Source organism: Autumnicola musiva (assembly GCF_031846585.1).
Lineage (GTDB): Bacteria > Bacteroidota > Bacteroidia > Flavobacteriales > Flavobacteriaceae > Autumnicola > Autumnicola musiva.
Genome location: NZ_JAVRHK010000007.1, coordinates 18,102 through 37,622 on the forward strand (window position 1 = coordinate 18,102; position 19,521 = coordinate 37,622).

18 protein-coding genes and 1 tRNA gene are annotated in these 19,521 nt (G+C 43.0%); 17 read left to right on the forward strand and 2 right to left on the reverse strand.

Annotated elements, in window-relative coordinates:
* Positions 1-20: 20 nt before the first annotated feature.
* The 16 genes from RM539_RS10635 (at position 21) to RM539_RS10710 (ending at position 17,939) form a co-directional block, all read left to right on the forward strand.
* Positions 21-3,332 carry an Eco57I restriction-modification methylase domain-containing protein gene (locus RM539_RS10635; RefSeq protein ID WP_311503382.1) on the forward strand — a complete coding sequence of 1,104 codons (3,312 nt, stop codon included), beginning with the start codon at positions 21-23 and terminating at the stop codon, positions 3,330-3,332.
* Positions 3,307-5,544, forward strand: coding sequence for a helicase-related protein (locus RM539_RS10640; protein ID WP_311503383.1), 2,238 nt, complete (start codon positions 3,307-3,309; stop codon positions 5,542-5,544). Before RM539_RS10635 ends, RM539_RS10640 begins: the two co-directional genes overlap by 26 nt.
* 17 nt (positions 5,545-5,561) lie before the next feature.
* Positions 5,562-5,876 (forward strand): DUF4133 domain-containing protein, encoded by a 315-nt coding sequence (locus RM539_RS10645; RefSeq protein WP_311503384.1) that lies wholly within the window; start codon positions 5,562-5,564, stop codon positions 5,874-5,876.
* 13 nt (positions 5,877-5,889) lie between these two features.
* Positions 5,890-8,361: a TraG family conjugative transposon ATPase gene (locus tag RM539_RS10650; protein WP_311503385.1), complete on the forward strand. Its 2,472-nt coding sequence runs from the start codon at positions 5,890-5,892 to the stop codon at positions 8,359-8,361.
* Positions 8,362-8,363: 2 nt separating this feature from the next.
* On the forward strand, positions 8,364-9,050 hold the full coding sequence (locus RM539_RS10655) for a conjugal transfer protein TraI (protein ID WP_489752680.1): 687 nt from the start codon (positions 8,364-8,366) through the stop codon (positions 9,048-9,050).
* Between the two features lie 11 nt (positions 9,051-9,061).
* Positions 9,062-9,718, forward strand: coding sequence for a hypothetical protein (locus RM539_RS10660; RefSeq protein ID WP_311503387.1), 657 nt, complete (start codon positions 9,062-9,064; stop codon positions 9,716-9,718).
* On the forward strand, positions 9,715-10,353 hold the full coding sequence (locus RM539_RS10665; RefSeq protein ID WP_311503388.1) for a tellurite resistance TerB family protein: 639 nt from the start codon (positions 9,715-9,717) through the stop codon (positions 10,351-10,353). The genes RM539_RS10660 and RM539_RS10665 overlap by 4 nt, the downstream gene beginning before the upstream one ends.
* 143 nt (positions 10,354-10,496) lie before the next feature.
* Entirely contained in the window at positions 10,497-11,579 is a 1,083-nt protein-coding gene (traJ, locus tag RM539_RS10670) for a conjugative transposon protein TraJ (RefSeq protein ID WP_432264624.1), read from the forward strand.
* 30 nt (positions 11,580-11,609) lie between these two features.
* Complete coding sequence (gene traK / locus RM539_RS10675) at positions 11,610-12,221, forward strand: conjugative transposon protein TraK (RefSeq protein ID WP_311503551.1); 612 nt, start codon at positions 11,610-11,612, stop codon at positions 12,219-12,221.
* Positions 12,222-12,284: 63 nt separating this feature from the next.
* Positions 12,285-12,764 carry a hypothetical protein gene (locus tag RM539_RS10680; protein ID WP_311503389.1) on the forward strand — a complete coding sequence of 160 codons (480 nt, stop codon included), beginning with the start codon at positions 12,285-12,287 and terminating at the stop codon, positions 12,762-12,764.
* Between the two features lie 2 nt (positions 12,765-12,766).
* Positions 12,767-14,071 carry a conjugative transposon protein TraM gene (gene traM / locus RM539_RS10685; RefSeq protein ID WP_311503390.1) on the forward strand — a complete coding sequence of 435 codons (1,305 nt, stop codon included), beginning with the start codon at positions 12,767-12,769 and terminating at the stop codon, positions 14,069-14,071.
* 27 nt (positions 14,072-14,098) lie between these two features.
* Positions 14,099-14,971 carry a conjugative transposon protein TraN gene (gene traN, locus RM539_RS10690; protein ID WP_311503391.1) on the forward strand — a complete coding sequence of 291 codons (873 nt, stop codon included), beginning with the start codon at positions 14,099-14,101 and terminating at the stop codon, positions 14,969-14,971.
* A 21-nt stretch (positions 14,972-14,992) separates the two neighbouring features.
* Positions 14,993-15,793: a hypothetical protein gene (locus RM539_RS10695; protein WP_311503392.1), complete on the forward strand. Its 801-nt coding sequence runs from the start codon at positions 14,993-14,995 to the stop codon at positions 15,791-15,793.
* A 5-nt stretch (positions 15,794-15,798) separates the two neighbouring features.
* The gene (locus RM539_RS10700) at positions 15,799-16,080 is read left to right on the forward strand and encodes a hypothetical protein (RefSeq protein ID WP_311503393.1); all 282 of its coding nucleotides are present in this window, start codon (positions 15,799-15,801) and stop codon (positions 16,078-16,080) included.
* A gap of 78 nt (positions 16,081-16,158) precedes the next feature.
* Entirely contained in the window at positions 16,159-16,317 is a 159-nt protein-coding gene (locus tag RM539_RS10705; protein ID WP_311503394.1) for a hypothetical protein, read from the forward strand.
* A 62-nt stretch (positions 16,318-16,379) separates the two neighbouring features.
* Positions 16,380-17,939, forward strand: coding sequence for a recombinase family protein (locus RM539_RS10710; protein ID WP_311503552.1), 1,560 nt, complete (start codon positions 16,380-16,382; stop codon positions 17,937-17,939).
* Here the strand turns inward: RM539_RS10710 and RM539_RS10715 are convergent.
* A tRNA-Arg gene (locus tag RM539_RS10715) sits at positions 17,893-17,966 on the reverse strand. The genes RM539_RS10710 and RM539_RS10715 overlap by 47 nt on opposite strands.
* A gap of 37 nt (positions 17,967-18,003) precedes the next feature.
* On the reverse strand, positions 18,004-18,453 hold the full coding sequence (locus RM539_RS10720; RefSeq protein WP_311503395.1) for a GatB/YqeY domain-containing protein: 450 nt from the start codon (positions 18,451-18,453) through the stop codon (positions 18,004-18,006).
* 102 nt (positions 18,454-18,555) lie between these two features.
* Here RM539_RS10720 and RM539_RS10725 point away from each other — a divergent pair, with 102 nt between their 5' ends.
* Entirely contained in the window at positions 18,556-19,452 is an 897-nt protein-coding gene (locus RM539_RS10725) for an alpha/beta hydrolase (protein ID WP_311503396.1), read from the forward strand.
* Positions 19,453-19,521 lie beyond the last annotated feature (69 nt).

Below are 19,521 nucleotides of genomic sequence, written 5' to 3' on the forward strand. Positions count from 1 at the left end.
AGAATGAATAATGTGTGGATATGGCTTACAATATTTCAGAAAAACTACAGGATAATATCAGGGCAATCCGAACCGCCCTGAACCATCAAGACGGTAAGGAACTAAGCCCGGATGAAGTTTCCAACCTAAATAAATTCTCAGGTTTTGGAGGCATCAAGGCTATCCTATATCCTTATGGTACAAAGGAAGAATGGTCAGCCAATGGAGGCACCAAAGAAGACCTGAAACACCATGCAGGTATTATGGAGCTTCATGACCTACTGAAGGAAAACTATACCGAAACTCAATATAAGAATATTATTTCTTCTTTGCGTAATAGTGTGCTGACCGCCTTTTATACCCCGCAGGTAGTTCCCGAAACTTTATATACTGTCCTAAAAGATCAAAACCTTCAACCCAAAAGATTGTACGAACCTTCGGCAGGTTCCGGTGTTTTTATCAGTGAAGCTGTAAGGGCTTTTCCTGACTTGGAAAAGATCACCGCCGTAGAGAAAGATATCCTTTCCGGATTGGTACTCTCCGCTATCAATAGTACGCTGCCTGTTCCGGCAGAAACACACATAACCGGTTTTGAAGAAACCCCAATAACCGAAAATTCGAGCTATGACCTGATGGTCAGCAATATCCCGTTCGGCAACTTTTCAGTTTATGATGAAGCCTATCCTGATAAAGCAATATCTGGAAAAATACACAATTACTTTTTTGCCAAAGGACTGGACAAACTGGCTGACGGCGGTCTCATGGCATATATTACCACCGATGCTTTCTTAAATAGCCCGTCCAACCAAAAAGCGAGGGAATACCTGTTTGAAAAATCGGATTTTATAAGCCTGTCCGTTATGCCCGATAACCTGATGAAGGATACCGGCAATACCGAAGCACCCAATCATCTGCTGATTGTCCAAAAGAATGCAACAAAAGAGACCCTGTCCGAAGAGGAAGCCTTACTGATTACTACCGTACCGTCAGAGAACGAATACGGAATCTACCATAGCAATGGCTATTTTCAACAGCATCGGAACATTATTACAGGTAATACCATACAACCGGGCAAAAATCAATACGGGCAGGCACACGAAACCGTATGGCAACATGGAAACCTCAATGCCATTCGTGAAAAACTCAGATACATCCTTGCCGAAGGGTTTAACACACGTTTGAATCGGGAGCGTTATTTCGAAAGTCAATCCCTACCAAAAGAAAAACAAGATTTTGGTGGCAGGAAGCTGACCTATCTTTCGATGCCCGAAAATAAAGCAGAAACCGTTTCGGTGCAGTTAGGACTTTTTGATACCGCTCCAGCTGAACAGAGCAACCGTGCCATAGCCTATATCAATCCTTTGGATGAAACTGTCGTTCGAAAAGAAAGTGCACGGATCATCAGTACACTCCGTACTACCGATAAACCTATGCACGAGAGTATTGTACTCCTGGCAGCCAAACAACAAAAATCAAATCGCTACCTGTATAAACTGTATTCCAATATCAAAGAGATTGATCATTTCTCTGCCAACTGGATGGATGCACGCTTATTGGGGCATGAACTGCAAAACCTGTCCGGGCAATTGCCAGGGTTTGGCCATGCATTTACCTACGAAGGCGACCAAACTTTAGAAGGAATATTTCAATTAAACAGCCAAGCAGCACGTCCCTTTACCGATATACAAGCCTTTCATAAAGAAGGTACACTAATCGTTTATCAGGGACAAGTGGGCACGCTTTCCGAAATTGATAATGATTTTAAGAATGCGGTGTTCCAGCCCCTAAGAATCCAAACCGACAAACGTTTCTACGAACACTATACCAACCTGCGGGATCAGTACCTTAAAGTCTCCTTACAAGAAACTACAGAAACTCCGGTTCCCAAAACCGAACGGCATGAATTGAGCCAAAGTTATGACCGGTTCATTTCCCAATACGGGCAGTTAAACAGCCAATCTAACCGCAGACTTATATTGGAAGATACTGCTTTCGGCTTGACCATGTTATCCTCTTTGGAACGCAGGGAAGGCGAACGTTTTGTCAAATCCGATATGCTGACCGGTACTGCTCAGGCATCCACAAAACGCTTTGTCACCGATGATCCGATAGAAGCTCTGGCACATAGCCTGAACGATACCGGAAAGGTGGATATCGGGTTTATTGGTGCGGCCATGGGATTGGAAGAACCGGAAACCATTGCCCGTTTGGGTGAACAAATCTACCTGAACCCGGTAAATAATGATTGGGAAACCGCAGATCAGTTCCTGAGCGGTAACGTAGTAGAAAAATTACGACAGGCAAAACAACAAACGGGTACTGAAAATGATACCCCACAAGTACAGCGAAGCCTGACTGCTTTGGAAAAAGTACAGCCGGAACGTATTCCTTTCGAACTATTGGATTTTAATCTGGGGGAACGATGGATTTCCGTGAGCTATTATGAACATTTTGCAGCAGAGCTTTTAGAGCAACAGACGGATATCAACTATTTCCCTTCCCTGGATGCCTTTAAGGTCACCACCGGGATGAATACCAAAGTAGCCCGGGAATTTGCCGTCACCCCAAAAAGCGGACGGACTACCTATGGTTATACCTTGCTCGAACATGCTTTGGAAAATACAACCCCGTTTTTTACCTATGAAGTATCCGTTGGAGATGGCAAAAGCATACGGGTTCCCGATAATGAAGCCATTCAACTGGCACACCAAAAGATTGACCAGATACGCAATGGCTTTATAGACTGGCTCAAGGAACTGCCGGATACCGATAAAAAGCATATCGAGAACCTGTACAACGATACTTTCAATTGTTATGTGCTTCGGGAGTTTGACGGCGGCCATCTGAACTTTCCGGGACTGGACAAAAAAGCATTAGGTATTGAAGATCTGTACAGCAGTCAGAAAAATGCCACATGGCGTATCATCCAGAACCGGGGGGCACTCATCGATCACGAAGTGGGATTGGGCAAAACGCTCACCATGATTGTTTCCGCTCAGGAAATGAAACGCCTCGATATTGTACAAAAACCTATGATCCTTGCCCTGAAGGCCAATGTCAATCAAATTGCGGAAACCTATCGCAAAGCCTATCCCAATGCCCGGATATTATCACCAGGGCAAAATGATTTTACCCCGGCTAAAAGGATGCGCTTATTCCATGAAATAAAAAACAACAACTGGGATTGCATCATCCTGACCCATGACCAGTTTGGTAAAATACCACAGTCCCCGGAAATACAGAAACAGATCTTCCAGACGGAACTGGATCATATCGAACGTGACCTGAATACCGTAAGGGAGTTGGGCGGGGGCGATTTCCAAAAAGATGCTCAAAGGTCTGGAAATCCGTAAGAACAACCTGGAGGGAAAATTAAAAACGGTACTCAAGGATATTGAAGAAAAGAAAGATACCGGCATCAACTTTAAGGAAATGGGCGTTGACCATTTGTTTGTGGACGAATCCCATAAATTCAAAAACCTGACCTTTACCACCCGCCATAATCGGGTGGCCGGACTGGGCAATATGGCAGGTAGCCAAAAGGCACTTAACATGCTTTTCGCTGTGCGCACCTTGCAGGAGCGTTTCAATTCCGATCTCTGTGTGACCTTCTTATCAGGTACGCCTATTTCCAACAGCCTAACGGAGATGTACCTGCTATTCAAATACCTGCGACCCAAAGAAATGGAACGCCAGCATATTGAGAATTTTGACGGCTGGGCAGCGGTATTTGCCCGTAAAACCACGGACTTTGAGTTTAGCGTCACCAATGAGATCATTGCCAAAGAACGCTTCCGCCATTTTATCAAAGTCCCTGAACTGGCTTTGTTCTATAACGAGGTTACCGATTATAAAACCGCCAGGCACATCAACCTGGATAAACCTGATCTGAACGAAACCCTGGTCAATATTCCGCCTACACCGGAACAATCGGTCTTTATTAAGAACCTGATGCAATTCGCCAAGACCGGGAATGGGGAATTGATCGGGCGTGGCAGGCTGACCCCGGAAGAAGATAAAGGGCGTATGCTTATTGCAACCAATTACGCCAAGAAAATGGCCGCCGATATGCGGATGGTGGATGACTGGAAATACGGAGACCATCCGGATAATAAAATCAACACCGCCGCAAGAAAGATCGCTGAAATTTATAACAATACCCAACCTCATAAAGGTACCCAAATTGTCTTTTCGGATATCGGGACACCCAAACCGGACCGCTTTAATATTTATGATACCCTGAAGGAAAAACTGGTGAGGGACTTTCATATGCCTGCCACGGAAGTCACTTTTATTCACGACTGGACGGATCGCAAGAAACCGGAACTCTTCCGTAAGATGAACCGGGGTGAAATCCGCATCCTGCTCGGAAGTACGGAAAAAGCGGGAACCGGTTTAAATGTACAGGAGCGTGTGGTAGCGATGCACCATCTGGACATACCCTGGAAGCCTTCGGAACTGGAACAACGCAACGGCCGTGGGGCAAGACAAGGTAACCGTATTGCCAAAGAACATTACGGCAATCAGGTACAAAATTATGTCTATGCCGTGGAGCAATCGCTGGACAACTATAAGTTCAACCTGCTTAAAAACAAGCAGACCTTTATTTCCCAAATGAAGAACAGTGAACTCAATGTCCGCACCATTGATGAAGGGGCTGTGGATGAAAAAAGCGGAATGAACTTTTCCGAATACATCGCCATCCTTTCCGGGGATACCTCCCTTTTGGAGAAAAGCAAACTGGAAAAGAAAGTGGCGGTGATGGAAAGCCTGAAACATTCCCACTTCCGGGAGCTCACCCGGAATAAACACCAGTTGGAAAAACTGCAAAACGATTACACTTCCACTGAAAAAACACTCGGAAAGCTCTCTGCCGATGCAGCCGTGTATAAAGACCGTCTCCAGATGACCAAGGAAGGTGCCAAAGCCAACCTTATTCAATTGGACGGAACAGCTGGTCGGGACAGTGAAGCTATAGGCAAACATATTATCCAGTTGTATCAAAACTGGAAGCCACAAACCGGGCAGCACGAAGAAAAAATTGGTCACCTATACGGTTTTCAGTTATACATCCGCAGGCAACAGGATACCTATGAAGAAAACGGATTGTTTGAATATCGGTATTCCAATAGCTTCTATGCAAAAAGGCAGGCTGAGGGTATCAAATACACCTACAATAAAGGTGTACCTAATACTGATAATCCGAAACTGGCAGCACGACATTTTTTAAATGCCCTTGACCGGGTGGAGCATCTTAAAGAGCGGTATGAACGGAACCTTTCCGATCTGAAAACAGAACTTCCCATGATTGAAAAGCTCACCACCAAACCTTTTACAAAAGAAAGCGAACTGCGTGAGCTGAAAACAGAACTTGCCAATCTGGAACGGCAGATCGCTATTAAAATTCAGGAAAACCAGTTAAAGCAACACCAACCCAATGAACCGGATGAAAAACAAACCCCGGTCATAAAACTCGGCGAACATCAAACAAACGGTCATTCCGTGAAAGAAACCGTAGTAGCTGCTTCGGTATCGGAACGCCCCCGTAGCAGGGTGCGATTGTAACATTAAAAAAGAAGCGTATGGCAAACAGTGTGTATCAGGTCAATAAAGGAATTAACCGCAGTATTGAATTTAAGGGGTTAAAAGCCCAATACATCTGGTATTTGGGTGCCGGTGTTGTGGGATTGCTCATTGTATTTACCATCATGTACATTATCGGGCTGCCCACCCTGGTATGTATCGGTGTCATTCTCGGGTCAGGAACCTTGCTGGTGATGAAGATCTACCGCATGAGCCATCAATATGGTGAACACGGACTCATGAAAACCCTGGCACGAAAACAGGTTCCCAAAGCGATCCGCTCCAGAAGCCGCAAGGCTTTCTTAAAACGATAAAAATAATGTGAAGATGGAAAAAATGTTGGATGATCTATTACCGATTATGGATGTGGAACATGACTGCATCCTGAGCAAACAAGGCGATGTCACGGTGGTGTTTAAAGCAGACCTGCCGGAGATCTTTACCCTTTCCGATCAGGAGTATGAGGCTTTTCATCAGGCTTGGGTAAAAGCCATTAAGGTATTGCCCAAATTCAGTGTACTGCATAAGCAGGACTGGTTTTTGCAAACCGGGCATCGGCCTGATTTTACCAAAGCGGATACCAGCTTTTTAAGCCGGGGAAGTGAGCGGTTTTTTAATGAACGTCCCTTTCTGGATCATAGCTGTTATATCCTGCTGACCAAAAAGCCGGATAACCGAAAAACGGCAACTTCTGCTTATTCAAGCCTGCTGCGCAGAAGAATTGTGCCTGAAGAAACGTTGAAGCCCTCCCTATTACAGGATTTTCTGGACTGCACCGGTCAGTTCCAACGCATCATCGAAGACAGTGGTTTTGTAAAACTGACCCGGTTACGGGAAAATGAACTTTGGAGTGGCAAACGGACAATAGGCATTATTGAAAAGTACTGCTATCTGTCCGAGCGCAATGACCAGTATCTCATAGGAGACATCAATTTTCAGGAATGTTTACAGGTAGGCTCAAAGCATTGCCAGCTTTACACCTTGGGAGATGCTGCCGACCTGCCGGCACTTTGCGGTAGTCGTATCAACTACGATAAATACAGTACGGATAAAACCAAATTCAGTATTGGCTTTGCCTCTACGCTGGGACAACTACTGCCCTGCAACCATATTTACAATCAGTACCTCTTTATCGAGGATGCCCAGAAGACTATTGCAAAGTTGGAATCCAAAAGGCTACGGTTGCAATCCCTATCCGCTTATAGTAGGGAAAATATGATTGGCCGTGATGCCACCAATAATTTTTTAAATGAAGCCATCAGTCAGCAACGCCTCCCCGTAAAAGCGCACTTTAATGTACTGGTATGGGCAGAAGATAAGGAAGAACTCAAAGACCTAAAAAACAAAGTGTCCTCCGCACTGGCACAAATGGATGCGGTAGCCAAACAGGAAACCATCGGAGCCCCCCAGATTTTCTGGGCGGGTATTCCGGGCAATGCCGCTGATTTTCCGATGAACGATACCTTCGACACGTTTGCCGAGCAGGCTACCTGTTTCCTGAATCTGGAAACGGGCTACCGTACTTCCTTAAGTCCTGTCGGGATTCGTTTGGGGGATCGGATGACGGGCAAACCCGTGCATGTGGACATCAGTGATGAACCCATGAAAATGGGGATTTGCACCAACCGTAACAAGTTTATATTGGGTCCCTCCGGTAGCGGAAAATCCTTTTTTACCAATCACATGGTCCGCAGCTATTATGAGCAGGGAACCCATATCGTACTGGTGGATGTGGGACATAGCTATAAAGGCCTGTGTGACATGGTCAACGGCTATTATTTTACCTATAGTGAAGATAACCCGATCCGTTTCAACCCCTTCTTTATTGGTGAAGGTGACAACCTGGACACGGAAAAGAAAGAAAGTATCAAAACACTGCTGCTCGCCCTTTGGAAAAAGGATGATGAAGCCTTTAAACGCAGTGAGTATGTGGCACTTTCCAATGCCATTACCGGATACTACCAGCACCTTGAAAAAAATCCGGCGGTGTTTCCTTGTTTCAACAGCTTTTATGAATTCCTGCGGGATGAGTATGTAGCAGTACTTCAACAGGATCGGGTAAAAGACCGGGATTTTGATATGGATAACTTCCTCTATGTACTCCGTCCGTATTACCAGGGAGGTGAATTCGATTACCTGCTCAATGCTACGGAAAACCTGAACCTTTTACAGGAGCGCTTTATCGTTTTTGAACTGGACAATATCAAAGATCATCCCATCCTCTTCCCGGTAGTGACCATCATTATCATGGAAGTCTTCATTAACAAGATGCGTAAAATGAAAGGCATCCGTAAAATGATCTTAATTGAAGAAGCCTGGAAAGCCCTGATGAAAGAAGGCTTTGCCGAATACATCAAATACCTCTTTAAAACGGTACGGAAATTCTTTGGTGAGGCTATCGTGGTGACCCAGGAAGTGGAAGATATTATTTCTTCCCCGGTTGTAAAACAGGCCATCATCAATAACAGCGATTGTAAAATACTGCTCGATCAGAGCAAGTACCAAAACAAATTTGACCAGATACAGGAACTCTTAGGCTTAACCGAAAAAGAAAAAGCCCTTGTGTTATCGGTCAATAAAGCCAACGACCCTACCCGAAAATACAAAGAGGTTTTTATCAGCCTCGGCGGAATGCTCAGCAAGGTGTACCGCACCGAAGTGAGCGTGGAAGAATACCTGGCTTACACCACTGAGCAAACCGAAAAGGTAAAACTGATGGAATATGCGGCAAAATTTGGTGGGGACATCCGCAAGGGCATTGCCGCAATGGCGGAAGATCTAAAACTTAAAAAAAGATAAACATGAAAAAATATGCAAGAATGTTACTACTTGCCCTTTGTATCTCCTTCACGGTACCACCGGTACAACAGGCGAATGCTATGCAGATACCAATCGTAGAGATCATCAAAGCAGGCATTAAAAAAGTAATTAAAGCCGTGGATTTAAAAATCCAACGCTTACAGAACAAGACCATCTGGTTACAGAACGCCCAGAAGACATTGGAAAACACACTTTCCAAACTCAAACTGGATGAGATTTCCGAGTGGACGGAAAAACAAAAAGAACAATACCGGGAGTATTACGAAGAGTTGGCTAAGGTAAAAGCAATTATTTCCTATTACCAGCGCATCCGGGATATTACTCTAAAACAGGTTCGGCTGGTCAATGAATACCAACATGCCTGGCAGCTTATTCAGCAGGATGACCACTTTACCTCGGATGAGATTGATTATATGTCCCAAGTGTACTCCGGTATACTGGAAGAAAGCCTGAACAACATCGACCAGATTACCCTGATCGTCCAATCCTTTACTACCACAATGAGCGATGCCAAACGCTTGGAGATCATCAACAATGCTGCCGATCAGGTCGATGCCAATTACGATGATCTGATGCGCTTTAATCAACAGAATGTATTGCTAAGCCTTTCCCGGGCAAAGAATTCCATTGAAGTGCAAACCGTGAAAAAATTATATGGACTCCCTTAAAAGCACAAACTATGAGAAAGATAATTTTAATAGTACTCATGATATTCTTGGCAGCCGGAACCGCTCAGGCACAGACTTTTTCGGAGTGGTTCCGCCAGAAAAAGACACAGAAGAAATACCTGCTTCAGCAGATTGCCGCTCTACAGGTATATATTGGATATGCCCAAAAAGGCTATCGTATTACCAAAGAGGGTTTGACCACCATCGGAGGGTTTACCAAAAGGGAATTTGACCTGCACAGTGATTTTATAAACTCCCTGAGTACGGTCAACCCTGAAATCAGACACTATGCAAAGGTAGCAGATATCATCGCCCTTCAAATACGCATTGTTCAAGATTACGGGCGAACCTACGGGCAACTTGACAATAGCGATGCTTTTACCGAAGCGGAACTCAGCTATATCCAACGGGTTTTTACCCGGCTCTTGGAGGATTGTGAACAAGCGCTGGATGAACTTATTGCGGTAACCACGGATACCGAGTTACAAATGGAAGACAATGAGCGCATGAACCGCATCGACAAGCTCTACTTGCGGATGCAGGACAATTACACCTTTTCGCAAAGTTTCGGCAATGAAGCCAAAGTGATGGCAGCCGTTCGAATCAGGGAATACCATGAAGTACAATACGGCAAAACACTTAGGAACCTTCAAAACGAATACCCATGAAAAAGACAGGAATAATTATAGGACTTATAATCTGCGGGTTCTTCTGCTCTTTCAGGGCATCAGCGCAATCCGCAGAGATACAACAGCTTTTGCTCAATGTAGAGAAACTGACCCAGTTCAAGCAGATATTGAGCGATATGAAAAAGGGCTACCAGATATTGGAAGGGGGTTACAATACCATCAAGGATATATCGGAAGGAAACTTTAGCCTACACAAAGTTTTTTTGGACGGGCTTATGGAAGTAAGCCCCACCGTTCGCAGTTACAAACGTGTGGGTGATATTGTGAATTATCAGATGATACTGGTTAGGGAATACCGGAATGTGTATGACCGGTTTCAAAGTGACGGGAATTTTAACCCACAGGAACTGGCGTATCTCGGACGGGTGTATGACAACCTCTTTGATGAAAGCCTGCGCAATCTCGATGAATTACTGGTAATTATCACAGCAGGTAAAGCCCGTATGAGTGATGATGAACGTTTACAGGCCATTGACCGGATTTATGCCGATATGCAGGAAAAACTGATGTTTCTCCGATACTTTAACAATAACACGACCATTCTTGCGGTGCAAAGGGCTAAAGAAAGAAATGATGCCCAGACCATCCGCAATATCTATGGGATAAACAACTAAAAAACAAAACTATGGCTACATATAGAAAAACCGTCTGGCTGGCGGTAACGGGATTGCTTTTGCCTTTTATGGGTAGTGCACAGGGAATTGCCGATGAAATGAACGGCTTGCATAGCGTATTGGAGCAACTCTATGATGAAATGATGCCACTATGCAGTCAACTCATTGGCGTAGGACAGGCACTGGCGGGATTTGCCGCCATGTGGTATATCGCTTCCAGGGTCTGGGGACATTTGTCAAGAGCGGAACCTATCGACTTTTATCCGCTTTTTCGTCCGTTTGTAATCGGGTTTTGTGTGCTGATATTCCCTTCCGTCCTGGGATTGATCAACGGGATCATGAAACCAACGGTGACCGCTACCGCTTCAATGGTGGAAGGCTCCGACAGGGCAATTGCGGTACTCTTGGAAAAGAAGGAAGAAGCCATCAAAAAAACGGATGTATGGCAGATGTATGTAGGTGAGAGCGGTGATGGTGACCGTGACAGGTGGTATAAATACACCCATGATAATGCCAGCCCTTCCGATGAAAGCTTTTTTGAAGGGATTGGCAACGACATCAAATTCGCCATGTCCAAAGCCTCCTACAATTTCCGCAATTCGGTCAAGGAATGGATGAGCGAAGTACTGCGGGTACTCTTTGAAGCCGCAGCCTTGTGTATCGATACCCTGCGAACCTTTCAATTAATAGTACTTGCCATTTTGGGTCCGCTGGTATTTGGGATTGCCGTTTTCGACGGGTTCCAACATACCCTGACCGTATGGATTGCCCGCTACATAAATATTTTTCTCTGGCTTCCGGTAGCCAATATTTTCGGAAGCATCATTGGAAAAATCCAGGAGAAAATGCTGGAAATGGACATTGCCCAGGTGCAGGATTATGGAGAAACCTTTTTCAGCCGGACGGATATGGCTTACCTGGTATTTATGATCATCGGCATTGTAGGATACTTTACCGTGCCTTCGGTAGCTAATTACATCGTCCATGCGGGAGGTGGCGGTGCTTTGGGACAGAAAGTGACCAGTATATTCAGCAGTTCCTCCAGTGCGGTTATGGGTGCAGCTACAGGCGGAGCCACTATGGCGGCGGATGCGATGGGCAATGCTGTCAGCCGCCTTTCCCAGGGTATGGCCAGCAATGGTACTTCCAACCCTTATTTCAAAGGTGGAACATCTGAAGGTGGTGGTTCAGGCTATATGAATGACAAACTGAAAGGCAATTCTTAACTGCAAAAAAGAGAACCCATGTTTAAAAAAATGAAAAATATCGATACGGCTTTTCGGCATATCCGGGGATTTACAATGCTCATTATTGCAGCCTCAGTGTTATTATCCTGCTTTGCACTCTATAAGAGTTTTAATCTGGTATCCCATATGCAGGACAGGATTTACATTCTTGCCAATGGCAAGGCACTAGAAGCCTATTCCGCGGGGCGCAAGGACAATATCCCTGTGGAAGCACGGGATCAAGTTAAAACCTTCCACCAATTGTTCTTTACCCTTGATCCAGATGATAAAGCGATAGCAGCCAATATCACCAAAGCTTTATACCTGGCTGACGGGAGTGCTAAACGAATCTATGACGACCTGAAGGAGAACGGGTATTATGCCGGGCTCATCTCAGGGAATGTAAACCAGACCATCCATGTGGATAGCGTGGCGGTGGACATTAATGAATACCCGTATAAATTTAGGTGCTATGCAACCCAGCGTATTGTCCGTCCCACTAGTATCACTACCCGAAGTTTGATTACCGAAGGGGGATTGCGCAATGTATCCCGCAGCGATAACAATCCGCATGGCTTTCTGATAGAACGGTGGACAACCATTGCTAACAAGGATTTGAAAACAACAGCTAGGCGGTATTAAGCCCATACCGGCATTTATCGATACAATCAAAGTCAAATGAGTGGCTTATAAAATTTTGTACAGATGAAAAGAAACGTAAAACAGAAAAAGGAGGCTTGTAAAAACGGACTGTTGATGCAGGGACTACTTGCCTTGTACAAATGGTTGCAAAAAGAATGGGCACAATGGATGTCCAATAAGACAAAGAGCATTTCTAAGCGGGCATTAACCATAGCACTTGTCGTTTTTGTAAGCTTCACAAGCAGTTACTGTATTTATCTAGGGATACATGCCATCACCGGAAAAAGTAAGGGAAATGCCTTTACGGTAACCTCGATCAAACGTCCCCGGCATCTTACAGTATCCGGGGATATGGAACCAACCCTTCCACCGGTATCTAGGAGAGACTATGAGCGCATTCAAAAGTTCCGGTTCTACATGGACAGTCTTGCCCGAAGCCCATCAGGCAGAAAACTGTATGACAGTATCATGGCAAACCGTCCGGAACTGATGGATTCGGTTCGCTATATCGAAGAAGAATATCTAAACTTTAAAAATCAATGACAATGGAAAAACAAGTAACAACACAGAAAATGAAAAGACAGCGCAAATTCCTATTGGTATTGCCGCTACTCGTACTTCCTTTCATAACCCTGATCTTTTGGGTATTGGGAGGTGGCCAGGTACAAGAATTACAGGCACAGGAAACTCCACAGAACGGGTTTAACCTTCACCTGCCGGAAGCAAAACTGACCGATGATAAGCAAATGAATAAAATGAGCTACTACAATCGGGCGGAACAGGATTCAGCAAAATTCAGGGAACTCCGTAAAAATGATCCGAATTATAAAAACAGTATTATTTCCGATACAGTTGAATTATTGTCCCAGCAGGAAGCAAAATCCGATCAATTATCTTCCGGTGGCTTGAATACTTCCCTGTATGGAAGCGGTCAGGGCAACGATCCGAATACCGATAAGATTTATAAAAAACTGGAAACCTTGAACAGGGAATTGAATAAGCCTGTAGAACGTAATAATGTTCCTGAAGATTCCCCAAAACAGGAAATCAAAGCCAATTATGGTAATACTTCCGTGAGTTCCAGTGATGTGGACAGGCTGGAAGAAATGATGGATATAATGACCCAGCCTGAAGCACCTGACCCGGAACTGGAACAACTCAACAGTATGCTGGAAAAGATTCTGGATGTGCAACATCCGGAGCGTGTTCAGGAGAAACTAAAACAACTATCTGAAGCTCGCAGGGAACAATTGTACGAAGTATCCACTGAGCAGGAAGACGATCGGATTTCCCTGATGCATAGAGGAAACTCCGTTACCGCCGCGGCAAATGGATTTTATTCCCTGGACGATGAACAAAGCTCCGAACAACCAGAAAATACCATACAGGCGGTCATTCACGAATCCCAGACCGTAGTGAACGGATCTACCGTAAAACTTCGCTTGGTCAATGATGTTTTTATTAAGAGGGTACATATTCCCAAAGACAACTTTGTGTTTGGGATCGCTTCCCTTAGTGGGGAAAGGTTGCATATCAAGATCAACAGTATAAGGAATGGTAATTCCCTCTTCCCGGTAGAACTTTCTGTGTACGATATGGATGGATTGGACGGGATTTATATTCCCGGTGCCATTACACGGGATGTTGCCAAACAATCGGCAGACCGCTCTATGCAGAACATAGGATTGACCTCCCTTGATCCTTCCTGGCAGGCACAGGCCGCAGGAGCCGGTATAGAAACAGCTAAATCACTTTTCAGTAAAAAAGTAAAACTGATAAAAGTAACCCTGAAAGCGGGCTATCAGGTATTGCTCCGAGATGAGAAACAAACACAAATCAATAATCAATAAGTAATAATCATTTAAAATTCCATAAAAATGAAAAAGATAAATGCACTTATGGTGATAGGATTTCTCCTGTTCCTTTTCGGATTGAATGTAAATGCTCAAAGCAGCACTAAGCTACAGCCCAAATCCATCGCTCCCTATCCTTTGGAGATTACTTATTTCAAAACGACCAATATTATATTTCCAAGTGCCATTGTAGGTGTGGACAGGGGTAGTAAAGATGTGTTGGCACAAAAAGCCAAGGGGGCTGCCAATATTCTACAATTGAAAGCGGCAAGGGACAGTTTTCCGGAGACCAATCTGACAGTGATTACCGCAGACGGAGAATTAAATTCCTTTGTGATCAACTATACGCCTAAACCTTCTGTATTAAATGTCTCCATGAAGGAAAGGAATAGTAAAAATGTTATTTTTCCTTCACCGGGATCGGTTAATGAAGCTGATGTCACAACATATGCTACACACGCCCTGTATTCCCAATACAAGGGGCGTAAAATAAAGCACAGCAAATATGGTATCCGTTTCGGATTGAACGGGATATTCATTCGGGACAATCTGATGTACCTGCGGTTAACCATTACTAACAAATCCAATATCAGCTATGATATTGACCAGTTACGCTTTTTTATCCGTGACCAGAAAAAAGCAAAACGGGCAGCTTCACAGGAAATTGAGATCACACCGGTACACATTCAAAATGAGGCAACAAAAATTGCCGGTCAGTCTTCACAAACTCTTGTGGTTGCTGTTCCCAAATTCACCATTCCCGATAAGAAATATTTCGCCATTCAGATATTCGAAGCAAACGGAGGTAGGCATCTCAAGCTGAGTGTAAAAAACAGTACGATCATAAAAGCATCTGTATTTCCAACATTAGAATCCAATGTAAAGTACAGTCATTAATAACTCTTAAATCAAAATATTATGAACCAGAAGAATTTTGAATACCTGAAAGACCAGATAAAATATACTGGCTTTGGCGAAGGACTCGGAGAAGTCCTAAAGCAAAAGATAGCAAAGGGACAACCTGAATTCAAGATACCGCACCAAACGCAGTTTGGTAACGACAAGGTAGATTCCACACTACATTTTAGCAAGTCCAAAAAAACGGATATGTATTTCTTTAACTCGTATCAAGTAAGTGTGCAGAAAGAAAATAAACCTGATGAAGCTATGAAACAAACCTTCTTTATCAACAAAGGCAATAATATTACCCTTAAAGAAGCCTATAATTTAATGGAAGGCCGGTCGGTTAATAAGGACCTGACCAACAAAGAGGGTCAATTATATAACGCCTGGTTAAAGATGGATTTTAAGCAAAGTGATGATAAGGGGAACTTTAAAATGCAACAATACCATCAGAATTATGGTTATGATCTGGAAACTATATTGAGTAAGCATCCCATTAAAGAACTAGGGAATGAAGAATATAAATCCAATCTGATCGATTCCCTGAAAAAAGGAAACCTGCAATCGGCTACTTTTCAAAAGGAAAGTTCGGAGCAGAAGCAATTTATTGAGGCCAATCCCCGCTTCAAGACCCTCAATATCTATGATGGCAATATGCAACGGGTGGATAACCGCCAGTCCAGGACTGAAAAAGAATCGGAAAAACAAGGCCGCTCTGCTAAACAGGAGCATAAAAGTCAGGAGCAGCCTATTTCCGATGATGCCCCGGATATACCAAAGGCAAAGAAAAAAAGTAAGAGACCAACAATAACGTAAATGGTATGGAACAGCTAAAGCCTTTATCTGACTTTTTTACGGCCATTGAGCAGGATGGCCGTATCAGTATTACACATATAGGAATTTATGCAGCCCTTTTGGAGTACCGCTCGCAGATAGGTAATGTCAATCCCATAGCGGTATTCAGTTATGACATTATGAAAATTGCAAAAATATCATCTGCCATGACCTACCATAAATGTGTAAAGGATCTTAATGAATTTGGTTACATACGATATGTGCCCTCATTCAATAAAAACAGGGGAAGTAGGATCTATTTCCCATAAAGCAATGGGTAAAGTAAATTAAATTTTTCGGTACGGGCCCTGCATAGGGCCTTTGCTGTTTTAAAGCGGAGGTGTGAGATGGAAAGTGAAGTGAAAAAAATTCCGCCTGAAAAAGCAATAGCACTATTGAAAGAAGACGGTATAGAAGTAACAGCGGAACAGGTGAAAGTCATCCTGGATTTTATGTATGAGATCGCAGATATTGTAGTCGATCAGTATCTGGCAAAACCTGCCTGAATTTCGTATATTTATGAACAGCATCAGGCTGTTATATGGTACATCATTAATACGTTAGAAAGATGAAAATTGCAGATTTATACATACGGGTAAGCACCGATGAACAGGCCGACAAGGGATATTCGCAACGGGACCAGGAAGAACGTTTGCGCAAGTATTGTGAAATTAACCATATTCAGGTACGGAAAGTAATCTATGAAGATCATTCAGCAAAAACCTTTATACGTCCTTCCTGGACAAAACTGCTGAGTATCCTTCGTAAATCCAGGGGTCAATCAGATTTGATATTGTTTACCAAGTGGGACAGGTTTAGCCGGAATGCCGGAGATGCATATCAAATGATTGCCACACTAAGACGTTTAGGTGTGGAACCTCAGGCGGTAGAACAACCGCTGGATCTAACGATTCCTGAAAATAAGATGATGCTGGCCTTCTATCTTGCTGCTCCTGAAGTAGAAAACGATAGAAGGGCATTAAACGTATTCCATGGAATGCGCAGGGCAAAAAAGGAAGGCCGATGGATGGCAACCGCACCAATCGGCTACGTCAATAGAATAAATGAAAGTGGCAGAAAATATATTGCTCCCAAAGAAGGCCAGAGTGATATTATAAAATGGGCTTTCAAAGAATTGGCAAAAAATACCTTTAACACTGAACAGGTATGGAAAATGGCTAAGGAAAAAGGCCTAAAATGTAGCAAGAATAATTTCTGGAGAGCCATTCGCAATCCGGTATATTGTGGTAAAATATCCATCCCAAAATACAAAGATGAAGAAATCCAACTGGTTACGGGACAACACGAACCACTAATATCCGAAGCTTTATTTTATGAGGTTCAGGATGTTCTTGATTGTCGTAAGAAGGTCATGCGCACAAAAATGACTGTGGATGAGAACTACCCTTTGAGAGGATTTTTGAAATGCCCTGAATGCGACCGTATGCTTACAGGTAGTAAGTCAAAAGGACGTTCAAAGCATTACTATTATTACCATTGTTCAGGCGGTTGCAAGTTCAGACTAAAGGCACCGGATATGAACGATAAAATTATTTCCGAAATCAGAAGGTATGTTCGTCCATTGCCAAAACTCAAATTGTATAAGGAAGTTATTGCTTCAGTATATAAAGCAAAGACAAAAGACCGTACTGTAACCATCCAGCAACTGAAAGTTCATCTACAGGAAGAAAACAACAAACTAAGTAAAGCTAGGGAGTTACTTTTGTGCGGTGATATTGAAGCAGTTGATTATCGAATGATGAAAGCGGATGCTGAAAAAACAATAAACAGGATTGAGGCTAAACTAACAAGTACAGTAACCGACACGCAGAACGTTGAACCCTTATGGGATAAGGCCATCAGTAATCTTTCACAGTTAGATTATCTATATGAATCAGGCTCAACAATACAAAAAAGAAAAATAATTGGTTCGATCTTTCCTGAAAATTTGACTTTTGACGGTTTTAAATATCGAACCACAAGAGTCAATGAAGCTATGCAGTATATCATGCTGATTGACAGAGATTTAAATGAAAATAAAAATGGGACAAATTCATCATTTCTGAATTTGTCCCATAAGGTGACCCCGGCAGGATTCAAACCTGCAACCCTCAGAGCCGAAATCTGATGCGCTATTCAGTTGCGCCACGGGGCCTTTAATATTTATAAGGAGTTAAAGAAATTTTAACTTTCTAACTTAATTTTCTTTTTACTATTGAAGAAATGGTCTTTCCATCTGCTCTTCCGGCTATTTCGCCTGTAACCGTGCCCATTACTTTCCCCATATCCTGCATTCCGCTGGCACCGGTTTTAGCAATAACTTCATCTACCCTGGCTTCAATTTCAGCTTCACTCATTTGCTCTGGTAAAAAGCTCTCAATGACTTCCGCCTGTTTTTCTTCAGGTTCAGCCAAATCTGCTCTTCCCTGTTCTTTATAAATAGCTGCACTTTCTTTTCGTTGCTTTACCAGTTTTTGCAAAAGTTTCAGCTCCTCATCTTCAGAAAGGCCATTTTTAGAAGAACTTTCAGTGTTTGCTAAGAGAATTGCACTCTTAACTGCTCTTAGTGCTTCAAGCTTTGTGCTGTCTTTGGCTTTCATGGCAGCTTTCATTTCTGCCATCACTTTTTCCTGTAGACTCATTTCTTTAAATTCTAGGTGCGAAGATAAAATATAAATATTAAAATTACCACTTAAATCCCGCCTGAAATAAACTATATTGATTTTCTTTAAAAATCAGCAATAATGAAAAAAATATTTCTCCTCTTGTTTCTACTACTTACTCTTTCTTCTTATTCACAAAACAGGTATTTGGATAATCTTTTTGAAAATGATAAGGCTGTAACAAGAACTTATGCTCACAAAGATGGTAAGGAACTTACACTTGATATTTATGAACCTAAAAAGGACACAGCTTCTTTACGTCCGGCAATAATTTTTATGCATGGCGGGGGATTTTCCGGCGGAAGTCCCAAAAATGAAGGAGAAGTAACTTTTGCAAAAATGGCTGCCAAAAAAGGTTATGTAGCTATCCAGATTTCCTATAGACTTACACGAAAAGGACAATCTTTTGGCTGTGACTATCAGGCTTCAGGGAAAATTGAGACCTTCAGGAAAGCTGCAGATGATTTTTTGGATGCAGTAGATTATATAGTTGCGCACAATAAGGAATTTAGAATCGATACTTCAAAGATAATAGTTGGTGGAAGTAGTGCCGGGGCCGAGGCGGTGCTAAATGCTGTATATAACAGGAGCCTGTTATTTTCAAATTCCACTAGAAAATTTAATAATTTCGCAGTTGTTTTTTCTCTTGCGGGTGCGATATTGGATTCCCGTTATATAAATGAAAATAATGTTGTACCGGCGATTCTTTTCCACGGAACGGCAGACAAGCTCGTACCTTATGCTACCGCTCCCCATCATTTTTGTTCTGCTGAAGATCCGGGGTATCTTATTCTTGATGGTTCGCGAACCATTGCCGATATGCTGAAGGAATTAAATTCCGCATACCAAATATATACCTTCCAAGGAGCGGGACATGAAATTTCGGGGATGCCGATTAAACAGCTTCCACAGGTTTTTCAGTTTTTAAAAGAAGTCGGCATAGACCAAAAAGTTATTCAGGCGGAAATAAATTTATAGCCCAAAATCTTCCAAAAACTTCCTTTGAAATAAATATAGGAATATTTCCATACAAAGGGATTATTTCCT

Coding starts and splice junctions, on each gene's coding strand:
- RM539_RS10680 (WP_311503389.1), top strand. CDS start 12,285: ATGAAAAGAAACGTAAAACAGAAAAAGGAGGCTTGTAAAAACGGACTG.
- RM539_RS10640 (WP_311503383.1), top strand. CDS start 3,307: ATGCTCAAAGGTCTGGAAATCCGTAAGAACAACCTGGAGGGAAAATTA.
- RM539_RS10700 (WP_311503393.1), top strand. CDS start 15,799: ATGGAACAGCTAAAGCCTTTATCTGACTTTTTTACGGCCATTGAGCAG.
- RM539_RS10645 (WP_311503384.1), top strand. CDS start 5,562: ATGGCAAACAGTGTGTATCAGGTCAATAAAGGAATTAACCGCAGTATT.
- traN (WP_311503391.1), top strand. CDS start 14,099: ATGAAAAAGATAAATGCACTTATGGTGATAGGATTTCTCCTGTTCCTT.
- RM539_RS10695 (WP_311503392.1), top strand. CDS start 14,993: ATGAACCAGAAGAATTTTGAATACCTGAAAGACCAGATAAAATATACT.
- RM539_RS10635 (WP_311503382.1), top strand. CDS start 21: ATGGCTTACAATATTTCAGAAAAACTACAGGATAATATCAGGGCAATC.
- RM539_RS10665 (WP_311503388.1), top strand. CDS start 9,715: ATGAAAAAGACAGGAATAATTATAGGACTTATAATCTGCGGGTTCTTC.
- RM539_RS10710 (WP_311503552.1), top strand. CDS start 16,380: ATGAAAATTGCAGATTTATACATACGGGTAAGCACCGATGAACAGGCC.
- RM539_RS10650 (WP_311503385.1), top strand. CDS start 5,890: ATGGAAAAAATGTTGGATGATCTATTACCGATTATGGATGTGGAACAT.
- RM539_RS10660 (WP_311503387.1), top strand. CDS start 9,062: ATGAGAAAGATAATTTTAATAGTACTCATGATATTCTTGGCAGCCGGA.
- RM539_RS10725 (WP_311503396.1), top strand. CDS start 18,556: ATGAAAAAAATATTTCTCCTCTTGTTTCTACTACTTACTCTTTCTTCT.
- traK (WP_311503551.1), top strand. CDS start 11,610: ATGAAAAATATCGATACGGCTTTTCGGCATATCCGGGGATTTACAATG.
- traM (WP_311503390.1), top strand. CDS start 12,767: ATGGAAAAACAAGTAACAACACAGAAAATGAAAAGACAGCGCAAATTC.
- RM539_RS10720 (WP_311503395.1), bottom strand. CDS start 18,453: ATGAGTCTACAGGAAAAAGTGATGGCAGAAATGAAAGCTGCCATGAAA.
- RM539_RS10705 (WP_311503394.1), top strand. CDS start 16,159: ATGGAAAGTGAAGTGAAAAAAATTCCGCCTGAAAAAGCAATAGCACTA.
- traJ (WP_432264624.1), top strand. CDS start 10,497: ATGCCACTATGCAGTCAACTCATTGGCGTAGGACAGGCACTGGCGGGA.
- RM539_RS10655 (WP_489752680.1), top strand. CDS start 8,364: ATGAAAAAATATGCAAGAATGTTACTACTTGCCCTTTGTATCTCCTTC.